General features: G+C 64.5%; 12 protein-coding genes. 2 read left to right on the top strand and 10 right to left on the bottom strand.

All coding sequences use genetic code 11. The features are described from left to right. Window positions 1-84: 84 nt before the first annotated feature. The 10 genes from AC1ECK_RS34410 to AC1ECK_RS34365 all read right to left on the bottom strand — a co-directional run bounded on the left by AC1ECK_RS34410 (window position 85) and on the right by AC1ECK_RS34365 (window position 13019). Entirely contained in the window at window positions 85-3765 is a 3681-nt protein-coding gene (locus AC1ECK_RS34410; protein WP_480327405.1) for a molybdopterin cofactor-binding domain-containing protein, read from the bottom strand. Next, the gene (locus AC1ECK_RS34405; RefSeq protein ID WP_480327403.1) at window positions 3762-4280 is read right to left on the bottom strand and encodes a (2Fe-2S)-binding protein; all 519 of its coding nucleotides are present in this window, start codon (window positions 4278-4280) and stop codon (window positions 3762-3764) included. Before AC1ECK_RS34405 ends, AC1ECK_RS34410 begins: the two co-directional genes overlap by 4 nt. Before the next feature lie 29 nt (window positions 4281-4309). Continuing rightward, window positions 4310-5509, bottom strand: coding sequence for an amidohydrolase family protein (locus AC1ECK_RS34400; RefSeq protein ID WP_480327401.1), 1200 nt, complete (start codon window positions 5507-5509; stop codon window positions 4310-4312). Between the two features lie 79 nt (window positions 5510-5588). Next, complete coding sequence (locus AC1ECK_RS34395) at window positions 5589-6302, bottom strand: ABC transporter ATP-binding protein (protein WP_480327399.1); 714 nt, start codon at window positions 6300-6302, stop codon at window positions 5589-5591. Further along, window positions 6299-7108, bottom strand: a complete 810-nt coding sequence (locus AC1ECK_RS34390; protein WP_480327397.1) for an ABC transporter ATP-binding protein — start codon at window positions 7106-7108, stop codon at window positions 6299-6301. The genes AC1ECK_RS34395 and AC1ECK_RS34390 overlap by 4 nt, the downstream gene beginning before the upstream one ends. Continuing rightward, entirely contained in the window at window positions 7105-9090 is a 1986-nt protein-coding gene (locus tag AC1ECK_RS34385; protein WP_480327395.1) for an ABC transporter permease, read from the bottom strand. Before AC1ECK_RS34385 ends, AC1ECK_RS34390 begins: the two co-directional genes overlap by 4 nt. 84 nt (window positions 9091-9174) lie before the next feature. Continuing rightward, window positions 9175-9759 carry an amino acid synthesis family protein gene (locus AC1ECK_RS34380; RefSeq protein ID WP_480327393.1) on the bottom strand — a complete coding sequence of 195 codons (585 nt, stop codon included), beginning with the start codon at window positions 9757-9759 and terminating at the stop codon, window positions 9175-9177. Between the two features lie 79 nt (window positions 9760-9838). Continuing rightward, window positions 9839-10429, bottom strand: a complete 591-nt coding sequence (locus tag AC1ECK_RS34375) for an amino acid synthesis family protein (RefSeq protein ID WP_480327391.1) — start codon at window positions 10427-10429, stop codon at window positions 9839-9841. Then, window positions 10405-11400: a UPF0280 family protein gene (locus tag AC1ECK_RS34370; protein WP_480327389.1), complete on the bottom strand. Its 996-nt coding sequence runs from the start codon at window positions 11398-11400 to the stop codon at window positions 10405-10407. Before AC1ECK_RS34370 ends, AC1ECK_RS34375 begins: the two co-directional genes overlap by 25 nt. Before the next feature lie 5 nt (window positions 11401-11405). After that, window positions 11406-13019 (bottom strand): 6-hydroxynicotinate reductase, encoded by a 1614-nt coding sequence (locus tag AC1ECK_RS34365; RefSeq protein WP_480327387.1) that lies wholly within the window; start codon window positions 13017-13019, stop codon window positions 11406-11408. Window positions 13020-13284: 265 nt separating this feature from the next. Between AC1ECK_RS34365 and fdxA the strand changes: the two genes are divergently transcribed. Together fdxA and AC1ECK_RS34355 are read left to right on the top strand one after the other, a co-directional pair. Further along, the gene (gene fdxA / locus AC1ECK_RS34360) at window positions 13285-13608 is read left to right on the top strand and encodes a ferredoxin FdxA (protein WP_480327385.1); all 324 of its coding nucleotides are present in this window, start codon (window positions 13285-13287) and stop codon (window positions 13606-13608) included. A gap of 132 nt (window positions 13609-13740) precedes the next feature. Further along, the gene (locus AC1ECK_RS34355; protein WP_480327383.1) at window positions 13741-14841 is read left to right on the top strand and encodes an NAD(P)/FAD-dependent oxidoreductase; all 1101 of its coding nucleotides are present in this window, start codon (window positions 13741-13743) and stop codon (window positions 14839-14841) included. Window positions 14842-14893: the final 52 nt, after the last annotated feature.

The following is a 14893-nucleotide window of genomic DNA, read 5'->3' as shown; positions in this document are numbered from 1 at the left end:
TATGGGCAATCCGTTGCCCGGCTTACCAATCCTTTCCTTGGCGGGCCCAGTGCGTTTCAATACGTTCAAGCGCCTTCCGATGCATCAGTCGGCGCGCGGCGCCGCGCGAATCCGCGCTACGCTCGCTTCGACGTCCTGCCAGGCGGGTTTGCCGCCCGCAAACCGTTGACGCAGGTAGGACACGAGTTCGGCCACCTGGGCGTCGTTGAAACTGTCGCGGTAAGCCGGCATCGTACCGAGTTCGGGCCGCGCAGGCGAGCCGATGCCGTCCAGAATCACGCGGATCAGGTTGTCGGGGACGGCGCTGTGCAGGTTCGTGTTGAGCGCGAGCGACGGATGCGCGCCGAATAGCTGCGGCCCGCTACCCGTGTGGTGGCATGCCGCGCACGCGCCGTCGAACAGGCGCGCGCCAAGGCTCGATGTCGTTGGGGTTGCGAGGCTGGCCTGAGCGCTCGCCTGTTCGCTTACCTGTTCATATTCGTGCGCCAACGCTTGCGGGTCCGCGTTCGGTTCCGCCGGATTGAGCGAGGCGAGGTAATTCGCCATGGCGCGAATATCGCTATCCGGCAATGCCGCCAGTTCGCTGACGACCGGCCCCATCGGGCCGGCCGCCACGCCATGCAACGGTGCGTGGCCGAAGCGCAGATAGCTGAACAGTTCGTCTTCGGTCCACGGTACGGGGGCGTTCGAGAGCGTCGTCAAGGCGGGGGCTTCCCAGCCCTCTGCTACGCCGCCGCCGAGGAACGCTGCGCCGGTTTTCTCGGCACCGAAGGCGTTGCGCGGCGTGTGGCACGCGCTGCAGTGCCCTAGGCCGTTGACCAGATACGCGCCGCGATTCCACTGGGCGGTTTGCGTCGCATCCTCGGTGAAGGTATTGCGCTTCAAAAACAGGCTGTTCCATGCGGCCATCATGGGCCGCACGCTGAATGGAAACGCCAACCGGGTTTCAGGTGGACGCGAGCGCACCGGCGTTTGCGACATCAGATACGCGTACAGCGCCTGCAGGTCGTCGTCCGACACGTTCTTGAACGACGTGTATGGGAATGCTGGATACAGATGCCGTCCATCGCGATGGATGCCCTGGCGCATAGCCCGCGCGAATGCCTCGAACGACCAGGTGCCGATGCCGGTCTGCGCATCCGGCGTGATGTTCGTGGTGTAGATCGTCCCGAACGGCGTGTCGAGCGGCAGACCGCCCGCATTCGGCAAGCCATTGTGCGCGGTATGGCAGACGGCGCAATCGCCGAGTGAAGCAAGCAGCTTGCCGCGGGCGACCAGTTCAGGGGCAAACGAGGCGGCTAGCGGCGGTGTGATCGGTGCAATGGGCTGCGGCGCAAACGACGCCATCCCTAGCCACCCCGCCGCCGCCGTTGCCAATGCGCCGAGAAAGCCGAAGCGCCAGCGCTTCTTTCTGCGCGCGGCAGCAGCGGCCGCCGCGTCTGCCGGTCCATCGGCCAGTGCCGCGCGAATGACCTCGGGCGTGAACGGCGGCCTGCGAAACCGCACACCTGTGGCGTCGTAAAGCGCGTTGGCAATTGCCGCTGCGCCGGGCAGCGAGGCCGACTCGCCGGTGCCCATGGGCGGCTCGCCGTGGCGCGGCATCATCACGACCTCGATGACGGGCACTTCGCGGAACGTCAGGATCGGATACGCACCCCACTCCCGGCTCGTGACCGCGTTCTCGCCGAAAGTCACACGCTCTTTCAACGCGCGGCTGGTCGCCTGAATCACGTTGCCGTGAATCTGATGACGCACGCCGTCGGGATTCACCATCGTGCCCGTGTCCTGACCGACCACGACGCGCGTGACCGCTAGCTCGCCGCTCTTGCGGTTCACTTCGACGTCAGCCACCCAGGCAGCCCACGCCGCGCCGAAACCGGGGAATTTGCTGTGCACATAGCGTGCGTAAGCAAAGCCTCTGCCGCGTGCGATGTCGCCGCCTGATTCGTTGTCCTGTTGGTCGTCGGGCTGCTCATCTAGCTGGTCGTGAGCCGCCTTCTTTGGCACGGCGTTACGCGCTTCCCAACCCGCCTTCTCAGCCACCGCTTTCACCAGATCGATCGCACGCGGATCGGTCAAATGCTGGAGCCGGAATTCGACCGGATCGACGCCGGCCTCCTCGGCGAGCTCATCAATGAACGACTCATGCGCAAACGTGTTGGGCAATGCCGAGACGCCGCGCAGCCAGGACGCACGAACGATGGGCGGCGTGTCGTCGCATACGATCCGCATCGTGCGGTAGTCGTATGGCGGCACGGAGGTGCGGTCACCCATTTCGAATACCTGCGGCTGCGAGGAGATCGTGCCGGTCAACAACAGCGCAAGCGTGGGCGCGTCGTTCGACGGATAACGCGTGGCGAAATCGTAGCCCGTGAGCTGGCCGTTCGCGTCCACCGCGCCGCGCACATCCATCAATTGCGCCGCACCTTTCGGCTCCCACGCGTGTTCGTCTTCGCGAGAAAGTTGCACGCGCACCGGACTGCCCACCGCGCGGGAGAGCAAGGCGGCGTCCGCGGCCACGTCGTCGGCGCAGTTGCGGCCGTAACAGCCCGCGGCGTCCATCCGCACCACTTCGATCTTCGTTTCGTCGAGCGAGAGCAGCAGCGCCAGGTCGGCGCGCAGCGAATGCGGGTTCTGCGTGCCGGACCAGACCTTGAGCGCGCCGTCACGGTAGTCCGCCACGGCGCACGACGGTCCTATCGACGCATGCATCTGGAACGGCCAGACATAGGTGCGCTCGAGTGTCTTGCCCGCCTGCGCGAGCGCCGCGTCGACGTCCCCTTCGATCACCAGATCGCGGCGCGTCGAGGGATTGGCGCGCAAGGCGGCCTCGACCTCGCTGCTGGTTTCGAGCAGCGGCAATCCCTCTACCGCTTTCCACTGCACGTCTAGCCGCTTGACCGCCTGCTGCGCGATCTCTTCGCGCTCGGCAACGATGCCGACAAAATCGCGGATCACCACGACCTTGACGATGCCGGGCAGATCGCTCACCGACGCCTCATCGACGTGCAGCAGACTGTTGCCGATAAAGTCGCCTTGCGCGACACCCGCATACGGTGGACGAATCACCCGGCCGTGCAGCATCCCGGGCACGCGCACGTCGTGCACGAACATCAGCTCGCCGGTGGCTTTGGCGGGAATGTCGAGACGCGCGGTGCTCTTGCCGACAACCCGATAGGTCTCGGGTGGCTTCACGGGCGTGTCCGTCGCAAGTATCAACTCGATGCGCCGCCCGGCGATCAGTTCGCCATAGCCGATGCCTTGCGTCCGGTCTTCGCCGCGCCGATGCACGATGCCGTCGCGCACGTCGAGCGTCTCGGCGCCGACGCCAAAGCGCGCCGCCGCTTGCGCTACAAGATACTGCCGCGCCTGCGCCGCAGCGAGACGCAGCGGCACCGCCGAAATCTGGATTGTTGCGCTCGCAATCGTCGGGCCCTGGTTCGGCACCTCGCTGGTGTGTCCCAGCACGATCGAGACGCGCGTCAGCGGCACATCCAGTTCTTCCGCGACGATCTGCGCGAGCGCGGTGCCGATCCCCGTGCCCAGATCGACGTGTCCGTTGAACGCCACGACGCTGCCGTCCCCGCGTACCACGAGGAACACATCGGCCGTCGTCGGCACGAATGAGGAGCGCGAGCCTGGTTGCCCGAGCGCCGGCTTGACCGGCGCCTGCGGCGGCCGCACGACGATCAGCACGTTCTGCGCGTCATCGAGCCGCTGCCGCGAGAGCGGCTGACGATCCACGCTGACGTCCGGCCCGGTCATGCGCGCGCTCCTTCATGCTCGCCGCGCTGCGCCGCCAGCAATTGGGCGGCGCGATGCACGGCGCGCAGAATCTCGACATGCGTGCCGCAGCGGCACAGGTTGCGCGACAGCTCGCGGCGAATCGTAGCGTCGCTCGGATGAGGATCGCGCTCGAGCAGCGCTTTAGCGGTCATGATCATGCCGTTCAGGCAATAGCCGCATTGTGCGGCCTGTTCGTCGATGAACGCCTGCTGCACCGGATGCAGCGCCGCACGCGTGCCCAGTCCTTCGAGTGTGGTGATCTCCCGCCCCTGCGCGACCCGTGCCGTCGTGACGCACGAGCGGGTCGGCATGCCGTCGAGCAGCACTGTACATGCGCCGCATTCGCCGAGCCCGCAGCCGAATTTCGGACCGTTCAGCGCCAGATCGTTACGCAGCAGATACAGCAGCGGTGTATCGATACAGGCGCTGACGACATGCGTCGCGCCGTTCACCTGGAGCGTGAGGTTGACTGGACGGTTCGCGGGACGGTTCATGGCAGCGGCGTCGATGGATCGTTCAGCGTCTAGACAACGACCGGCACTTCAGTCGCCGGCGGCGTATTGCGGCTGCGCCGGCAACGGATCAGGCCGTCGATCATCACCATGCCGACACCCGGTATATCGCCAAGCTGCACGCTTTCAAGCAGCGTACTGCCGGCTGTGTGCTGTGCGCGATCCATGAACACCAGATCCGCGGGCCGGCCCACTTCGATCAAGCCCTGGCGCAGATTGCGCTGCCGCGCCGTGTTGCCGGTTGCGAAGCAGAAGGCGATTTCCGCAGGCACGTCGGCAAGACTCGAAATCAACGCGATCATCCGCAGAATGCCGAGCGGTTGCACGCCCGAGCCGGCCGGACTGTCGGTGCCGAGAATGATGCGGTGAGGGCATTTCAGTTCGATCGCATGACGGGCAGTCAGCAAAGCGATGCGCTCATTGCCGTTGTGGACGATCTCCAACGCCCGGGTGGATTGCTCGCACAAGTCGCAAACGTGGCGGTACGGCAGCGAGGTATGGCCACCGTTGATATGGCCAATCACGTCCGCGTCGGCTGCAAGCACCACATCCTTGTCGATCAGGCCCGAACCGGGAATCGACGGGCCGCCCGTGTGAATCGTGCTTTGAATGCCGTACTTGCGCGCCCAGGCGACCATCTGACCCGCTTCCTCGCCGGCTTTCACGCTGCCCAGACCCACTTCGCCGAGCAGCTTCACACCCGCTGCAGCCAGCTCCTTGAAGTCCTCCTCGACCATGCCCTTTTCGATCACCGGCGCACCGGCCAGCACCTTCACACCGCCGCCGACGCCCGCGCCACGCATGCCTTCGAACGAACGTTGCGCGGTAATCGCCAGTGCTTTTACGCCGACAATATCCTTAGGACGTCCTGGCAAGTGCACTTCGCCCGCCGAGATCATCGTCGTCACGCCGCCGTTCAGGTTCGACTCGATCCAGCCCATCTGATTCTGGCGTGGGGTCCAGTCGCCGAACACGGGATGCACATGCGAATCGATCAGGCCAGGCGCAACCGCTGTGCCTTTGCAATCGACCGTGGTGCGCGCGCCCTCGAGGTCGCAGTCCCTGGCCTTGCCCACTGCGACGATCACGCCGTCGTCGATCACTAGCGTGTCGGCATCGAGAACCGGCTGGTCGATATCGCCCGATAACAGCAGGCCGATGTTGCTCACGACGACCTTGCCCGACAACCCCGTCAACGTCTCTGCTGCCATCTGCTTCTCCTTTCGCTACGACTATCCGAGGCGGCCAGGCGCCGGCACATCGCCGGATACGTGAACCGCGTCGCAGGAATCAGACGCTCAAGTAAGCGCGTCTGACTGTTTCGTTCTTCGCGAGTTCGCCGATCGTGCCGCTAAAGCGAATCTGCCCTTTTTCGAGGACATACGCGCGGTCGCTGACCAGCTCGGCGAAGTGCAGGTTCTGTTCGGACAACAGGATCGACAGCCCTTCGCGCTTGAGTTCGAGAATCATGTTCGCCATCTGCTCGACGATCACGGGCGCCACGCCCTCCGACGGTTCGTCGAGCAGCACCAGATACGGATTGCCCATCAGCGTGCGCGAGACGGTCAGCATTTGCTGCTCGCCGCCGCTCATCTGGGCGCCGGGGCGCTTGGGCATTTCGCCGAGGTTGGGGAACAGGCGAAACAGCTTGTCCGGTGTCCACTGCGGCGCGCCTTCGCGCGGCGGTTGCCGGCCCGCGTCGAGGTTCTCCATCACGGTGAGATCGGAGAACACACGCCGGTCCTCGGGCACGAAACCCATCCCCATGCGGGCGATCCGATACGGCTGCAGTGTCGAAATGTCGGTGCCGCGAAACCGCACTTCGCCCTGACGGCGCGGCAGCAGGCCCATGACGGCTTTCATGGTGGTGGATTTGCCCGCGCCGTTGCGGCCCATCAACGCCACTACTTCGCCGCGCCCCACTTCAAGGCCGACGTCGAACAGGATGTGGGCGCGGCCATAAAACGCGTTGAGGCCGGAGACTTTCAGCATCGGCTCGCTCATTGCAGCGCCCCTCGATGACCGCTTTGGCCGTCGTGATAGTCGAGCGCCGCATGCGCCTGAAAGGTCTTGCCAGTGCCGAAATAGACTTCCTGCACGCGCGCATCGTTGCGGATCGCCTCCGCACTGCCTTCGGCGATCAGCTTGCCGCGCGCCAGCACGATCATGCGGTCGGCATAGGCGAACACCACGTCCATGCTGTGCTCGGTAAACAACACGCCGATCTTGTGCTCGGTGACGAGGCGCTTGGTCAGCGCCATCAGGTCGTTGCGCTCTTTCGGCGCCATGCCGGCGGTCGGTTCGTCCATCAGCAGCAGCTTCGGCCGGTTCGCCATGGCGATGGCAAGCTCGACGCGTTTGACGTCGCCATAGGCCAGCACGCCGCAGGCGCGATGCGCGTCGGCGGCCATTCCGACCTGTTCGAGCAGGCTGAACGCTTCATCGGCGAACCATGAGCCGGCCGGCTTCCACAGACCGAACAGCTTGCGTTCGCGCGAGACCAGCGCCATCTGCACGTTTTCGAGCACCGTCATCGAATTGAAGGTCGCGGCGATCTGGAACGTGCGGCCCACGCCGAGCCGCCAGATATCGCGCGGCCGCATGCCGACGAGCTCCTGATCGTCGAGGCGGATCGAACCGGCGGACGGCTTCAGTTGCCCATTGACCATGTTGAAACAGGTCGATTTGCCGGCGCCGTTCGGGCCGAGCAACGCGAGCAGTTGACCGGCTTCGAGTTCGAAAGAGACGTCATCGACGGCTTTGAGACCGCCGAACGATTTCGACAGGCCTGCGACGCGCAAGAGGCTCATAGACCCTCCTTCATCGCGGCAGCTTGCGAGGGCGGCGCTGACACCGGACTGCTGTTGCTGCGCTGCGCGTCGCTCATCCCGCCCGCGTGACCGTTTTTCGTGCTGCTGTCGTCGTCGCCAAAGCGCTCGCGAATGAAACCTACGATGCCTTGCGGGAACGCGATCACCAGCAGCAGGATCGTAAAGCCCAGCAGCGCCTGCCAATAATCGGTCTGACGCGCCACGGCGTCCTGCAGCCACGTGAATATCGCGGCGCCGGCAATCGGCCCGGTCAGCGTCTGCAGGCCGCCTAGCAGCACCATCACGAGCCCGTCGACGGAACGGCTCACGCTGATGACTTCCGGAGAAATCGTCCCTTTCGAAAACGCGTACAAGGAACCGGCCAGGCCGCAAAACACCGAAGCGATCACAAACGATGCCCATTGCACGCGCTTGACGTCGATGCCGATCGCCTCGGCACGCAGACCGGAATCGCGTGAAGCCCGCATCGCATAACCGAGCGGCGAAAACAGCATGCGCCGCAGCAGCCAGACGCAAATCACGACACAGACGAGCGTCAGGTAGTAATAGGCCACCGGCGAGGACAGCCAGTTCGACGGCCACAACCCGAGCACGCCGTTGCTGCCACCGGTCACATCGTCCCATTGGAACACCACCGACCAGACGATCTGCGCAAACGCGAGCGTCAGCATGGCGAGATACACGCCGGACAGACGCACGCAAAACCAGCCGAACACCAGCGCGCCGCCGAGCGCGAGCAACGGTCCAAGCAGAAGTGCGGCTTCCATCGGCAAGTTGAGCACCTTGAGAAACAGCGCCGCGCCGTAAGCGCCCAGACCGAAATACGCCGCGTGCCCGAACGAGTGCATGCCGCCCGGTCCCATGATGAAGTGCAGGCTGGTGGCAAACAGCACTGCGATCAGTATCTCGACCAGCAGGATCGGCATATACGGAAACGCTTTGGCAGCCAGCGGCGCGAGCAGCAGCGCTGCGAGCACCGCCACCGCCAGCCATTTCAGACGCTTGCCCGCAGGCCGCAGCGGCGCTTCCGGCGCGGCCATGCCGCGCACCGCGGCACTTGCGCGGCCCAGCAATCCCCAGGGCCGCACGACGAGCACGACCGCCATCACGACAAACTCCGCCACCAGCGTAAAGCGGCTCAGCGAAAAATCGATCCCGCCAATCGACACGTGCCCGATGCCGATACACAGCGCCTTGATCTCGGCGATCAGCAACGCGGCGACGAACGCACCCGGTATAGACCCCATGCCGCCCACCACCACGACCACAAACGCGTTACCGATGGTCTCCAGATCGAGCGATAGATTCGCCGACATGCGCGGCCCCTGCAAGGCGCCGCCCAGTCCCGCCAGAAACGCGCCGACAAAAAACACGCCGGTAAACAGCCACGCCTGATTGATCCCGAGCGCGCCGAGCATCTCGCGGTCCTGGGTCGCCGCCCGCACCAGCGTGCCCCAGCGCGTGCGCGTGAGCGCGTACCAGAGCAGCAGCAACACGAGCGGGCCGATCACGATCAGCGCGATATCGTAGGTAGGCAACGGATGGCCGAGCAGATCGACCGCGCCGGCCAGATGCGGAGCACGCGGTCCGAACAGATCTTCGGGGCCCCACAGCCAGAGCGCGGCGTCGCGAAAAATCAGCACCAGCGCGAAGGTAGCCAGCAGATGGAACAGCTCAGGCGCCTGATAGATGCGCCGCAGCACGATCATTTCGACCAGCGCGCCGAGCACCGCGACGGCCAACGCGGCGGCCAGCACCGCAAACCAGAAACCGCCTGTCGTCTGACCGAAGCGGCTCGCGAGGCTATAGGCGACATAAATGCCGAACATATAGAACGAGCCATGCGCGAAGTTGACGATGCGCGTCACGCCGAAGATCAGCGACAGGCCCGCGGCGACCAGAAACAGCGTCGACGCGTCGGCGAGCCCGTTGACCAGTTGTACCAGCAGATTCGAAAGCATCGTAATCCTCAGCGGCTTGCAATCCATCTCATGCGCAGCAGTTAGCCCACACCTCACGCAGCAGCACAGTACCAGCGAATTAATCTAGCGCAAACCGTCTTCCCCTTTGATCTCGCCTGCCTGCAATCCACCGATGCGCGGCAGCGGCCGTCCCGAAGCCGTCACGGCCACCGCCACTACGATCTCGTTGGCGCGCGGCGCATCGGCGACGCGCGCTTCGATGGCGTCGAAATGGCTGCGCACGAAGGCGGCGTCCTTGTGGCCGAGCGGCACGTCGATTGCCGTACCGAGCGTGCCCATCTTCTTCGCCGACGGCACCAGCGCCGCGCCCTTCTCCACGGCTGCGCGCAGCGGCGCGCCGAGTTTCGGATGCAGGATCGCGGCGGCATGCTCGAGTTCGCCCGCTTCACCGACAATCGCGGCCTTGCCGTAACTGTGCGCCTCGCCCGGCGCGATGCCCAGCGCCTCGACGCACTTCTTGCCGAGCAGCGCGCCGAGCTCTTCCCCGGCATCGATCAGCGCATCGAGCTTCGGCTCGAAGCGGCCCGCGTAGGGATTCTCGATCACGGCGATGGCGACCGCGCGGCGCGTGGGCGGCTCGATCGTCTGCCCCATTTCAATGCGTGTTTCGTCCACCTGCACTACCAGCTTGCGAAGCTTGATTGCCATTTCGCTCTCCGTGTATGGGTTCGCTGTTGCTGCTTGCGCTGCGATTACTTTGCTGCCTTGGCCGCGACGTCGCAGCGGCCTAGCGCAGGCCGTCCTTGCCGACGATCGCCTCTTTCGCCAGACCGCCGACACGCGCATGCACGCGCTGCCCGGTGCTCATGACGAGGATAAAAACCACTTCGTCCGCGGCCGGCGCGCCGGGCACGCGAACTTCGAGCGCATCGAAATGGCTGCGCACATAGCTCGCGTTCACATGGGTCATCGGGACATCGAGTGCGGTCGACGGTGCGCCGACCTTCTTGGTCGACGGCACGATGGCGTTGGTCGGCACGCCGTTTTTCTCGAGCAATTCGCGCATCGCATAGCCGCCCGGCACGTGCCACAGCGCGCCGTGCTCCAGCTCGCCCGCCGCACCGACAATCGCGCCCTTGCCGTAGCTCTCGATGGCGGCGTGCGGCACCGCCATCGCGGCGAGCAACCGCTGGGCGAGATCGACGCCGATCGGCTTGAGCGCTTCCATGGCGTGTTCGATGTTCGCTTCATAGCGGCCTGCAAACGGATTGTTCATCACCGCCGCAATCGCGCCCTTGCGCAACGGCTGCGCCGGCGGTGGCCCAAACTCATGAAAGATGTCTTCGACGTGCGTCAGCACGCGGCGGATTTCGAACACGGAGCCTCCGTTGGGTAATGGGGTCGACGGGCGCTATGGGAAATGTGGGCGGCGCTCGCGCCGCCGGTCAGGCCCATGCCGCCCTTTGCGCTTGAAGCGAGCGCACCTGGCGCGGCCATGCCGACGACACGCACCCGTCCTTGCAAAAACAGCGCGGCGCCTTCAATCAAACCTTGCTCATGCAGGCGGGCCGCTTCCTGAGCACCTCGCGCGAGGGCGAAATCGATCAGCGGTTGCGGCAGTGGCGGCACATCGACGGTCACGAGCAGGTCGCCGAGGTCGCTATCGTCTTTCAGCGAGGACGCCGGCTGACGCACGATATCCGCGTGCTTCAGATCCACCGCGTTGGCGATCATCGTTGCGGCGGCGTCAGCAGCGGCGCTGCTGCGGGCCAGCACCGTGACGCTATCCGCAATGCCGAGGCTAAAACTGCGGCCACGCCAGCCGCTCGTCGCAATGCCACGCACCGGCTGCGCCGCATCAAGCGTCAGATTGGCGTCGAGCTTGAGTCCTCCCGCCGGGCGCGTCTGCGCAAACGCGGCCAGATCCGCGAACACGCCGATCCGGTAGTGCTGCCGTTCGTCCAGATGCAACGCGATGTCGCCGCCGTTGTTGACGAACGCCCGCGATACGCCGGGACGCGCGAACGCTGCGATCAGTTCATCCGCGACGCTGCCCGCGACCGCGGCCATCGGCGTGATATAGCGGGCGCGGTGCGGATAGCACGCATCCCACATGCGGCTTGCGACGCTGCCCTCGCACGGCCGGTTCGAGGCATCGCGCGGCACCGGCCGTCTCAGTGCAGGCAGCTCCGCTACCAACTCGTCGAGGATCGTCGTAAAGCGCTGCCAGCAAGCCTCATGCGCAGCGCGCACGGCCGCGGCATCGCCATCCGCGCCGATGATCAGATCGATCGGGCCGTGCTGCAAATGCCAGCGTGTAGCGTCCAACGGTGCGCGGGTCGCGGTCATGTGCGTCATCCCAGCATCGGCGGCACGCCGGGCGGCCATGGGTTGTCGGGGTGGCGCGCCAAGGTGCGGCGTGCCAGCGGCGCTCCTTCGAGATGATCCGGGCCATTCGCCAGCACGCTTTCGAGCGAACGCACGGCATCGAGATGGCCGCCGAGATCGCGGTACGCGTCATAGCTCATCGTGAACTCGATCGGCGCGACGATCGCCGGCGTGGGCACCGTACCGAACGAACGGTCCGGCATGCGCGTCACATCCACCATGACCGTAATGCCGCCGCCCGGCCATACGTAGGCCGGCGCACCGCCACATGTCACGTTCACGAGCCGCTGCTTGATGGCGCGCGTCAGCAACACGGGGTTCTCCGTGGCGCCGGCGCGCAAGCTGCCGCCCGCACCGCCCAGGAACAACACGGTCGCCAGTGACGGTTCGCAGTTTTCGCCGATACGCTCCACGGTACGCCGCACCGCGTCCGGCATCTCCATCATGCGCGGCACCAGTGCGGCGTCGAGCTCGTACCACTGCGCGTGCTCGCCGGTGGTCGAGACCATCAGCAAGCGCATGCCGGGCCGCGCAACCGTGGGATCGAAGCCTTCAATGATCGCCAGCGGGTCCTGAATATCGGTGCCGCCCCAACCCGTGCCGGGATTGGCCACCTGGAAGTAGCGGCCCGGCGTCGATTTGCGGCCGCGAATCTTCAGACCCGAACGTGTCATGCCGAGACACCGCCCCGCCTGATGTTCGGTCAGCACACCGGTAATGTGATCGTCGACCACCACCACCTCGTCGACATGGCCGAACCATTGTTTGGCAAAGATGCCGATGGTGGCGGAGCCGCAACCCACCCGCATGCGCTGCTCTTCGACACCATCCACGATGGGCGCCGCGCCGGCGCGGATCACCAGACTCGCACCGCCGTCGATGGTCAACTCCACTGCCTGCTTGTTGCCGAGCGCCAGCATCATGTCGCAGGTCACGCGGCCTTCTTTCTTGCTGCCGCCCGTCAAATGATGGACACCGCCGAGGCTCAGCATCTGCGAGCCGTATTCGGCGGTGGTGACATGGCCGACCATTTCGCCCTGGCAGCGCACATTCGCCTGCTCCGGCCCGAGAAAACGGTCGGTGTCGATCTTGACCTTGAAACTGCAGTAACTAAAGATACCCTCGGTGACGACCGTCACCATATCGACGTCGTTGTGCTTCGAAGCAACGATAAAAGGCGCTGGCTTGTAGTCTGGGTAGGTGGACGACGCACCGACGCCGGTCACGAACAGCGCCTCGCCCTGAACATCCGTCAGTGCGCCGCCATGCGCCTGCGACGATGCACCAAATTCGATCGCCGCGGCTTCTTCAGCGCCAGGCCCTACCAGGGACGAACGCGTCATGAACACCACCGGATCGACGCGGATCAGCCGTCCGTCCGCATTCGCGTAGCGGTCGCACGCCCCGGTGCGGCCCTCGGAGATCTGGCACAGCACCGGACAGGCATTGCATTCGATCTTGTTCGACGCCATCCGCTCGCTGCGGGGCGCCGCTTTTTCGAGCACGGTGGGACCGGGCGTGGAGGCGGTTTCGCCATCCACGCGGTCTGCACCGAAATCGACCTTCGTATGCTCAGTCATGTTGGGGTTCCCATACGACGACATTACAACGGGTCCTGCCCGGCTGACGAAATAGCCCTTGTTTCAAGGCACATTCGTGTGACACGCAGCGGCTCGCATTTTTAAAAATGTTGCGGTCACTCACCGTTCGTGTAGTATCTGCTACACCAAACTTGATTGAAATCTACTCGATCAAAATAGACTGCGCAACGTCTTTTCCTGGTCGCCCATCATGTTGCGGCGCGCCAATCTCCGCGTCGCAGCCCTGTGCAGAAGGAGTTTCGCCGTGACTCATGTCGTGACAGGAGCCTGCATCCGCTGCCGCTACACCGATTGCGTGGACGTCTGCCCGGTGGACTGCTTCCACGCCGGGCCGAACATGCTGGTGATCGATCCGGACGAATGCATCGACTGCGCGGTTTGCGTGGCCGAGTGCCCCGTCAACGCAATTTACGCCGAAGAAGACCTCCCTGCAGACCAGCAGGCATTCACGGCGCTCAACGCCGAGTTGACCGGCGTGTTTCCGGTGCTCAGCAAACGCGAAGATCCCTTGCCCGACGCCGACGCCTGGAAGGACGTGACGGACAAACTGCACCTGCTCGAGCGTTGAGCCGCGCCATGCCCCGTTCAACACCACCGCCTATGAACACTCTGATTTCGCCATGCCGCTGCGTCACCCAGATGCGCGCACGGTTCATCGTTCCCTCGTTGTTCCTCACTCAACCAACCGCAGGAGAAACCCATGAACGAAGTTGTTGACCACCCCACCTCTCACCACACGCCGGACACCCACGCCGAACCGCCATCGCCCATCGAGACCGACGCATTGATCGTCGGTGCAGGGCCGGTCGGCCTCTTTCAGGTGTTCGAGCTGGGCCTGCTGGAAATCAAGGCGCATGTCGTCGATTCGCTGCCGGTAGTGGGCGGTCAATGCGTCGAGCTGTACCCGGACAAGCCGATCTACGACATTCCCGCAGTGCCGATCTGCACGGGGCAAGAGCTTGCCGACAATCTGCTCAAGCAGATCGAACCGTTCGGCGCGACGTTTCATCTCGGCCAGGAAGTGCAGATCGTCGAGCGTCTGGCAGACCGGCGCTTTTTCGTGCGCACCAGCAAAGGCACCGAGTTTGTCACCAGGACCATCTTCATTGCTGCCGGCGTAGGCTCGTTCCAGCCACGCACGCTGAAAGTGAGCGGCATCGACAAGCACCACGGACGGCAACTGTTCTACCGCGTGCGCGATCCGGAACTGTTCCGCGACAAGGACGTTGTGATCTGCGGCGGCGGCGATTCCGCGCTGGACTGGGCGCTGAATCTCGTGGATATCGCACAAAGCGTGATCCTCGTGCACCGGCGCGATGAATTCCGCGCCGCGCCCGCCTCGGTAGCGAAAATGCGCGCGCTCTGCGACGAACTGCGCATGCAATCTCTTGTCGGCCAGGTGAGCGGCTTCGAAGACAATCATGAAGCGCTTCATCGCATCAAGGTGACAGGCGGCGACGGCGTGACGCGCACGCTCGAACTCGATCACCTTCTGGTGTTCTTCGGGCTATCCCCGCAACTTGGGCCGATCGCCCAGTGGGGGCTGGACATCGAGCGCAAACAGGTGGGCGTCGATACCGAGAAGTTCGAAACCAATGTGCCGGGCATCTTCGCAGTCGGCGATATCAATTCCTATCCCGGCAAGAAGAAATTGATCCTGTCCGGCTTCCATGAAGCTGCACTGGCGGCGTTCGGCGCAGCACCCTATATTTTCCCAGACAAGAAGATTCATATGCAGTACACGACAACCAGCACCAAGCTGCATAAGGTGCTGGGTGTCGAATCTCCGGTATTCGATTGATGAACCGTTTGCCGGGCCGAGTCCCGGCTGTATCATGGCAGCGGGCCGGCGT

This window comes from Paraburkholderia sp. SSBN10T, assembly GCF_056619545.1.
This window is presented reverse-complemented; position numbering and strand designations above follow the sequence as displayed.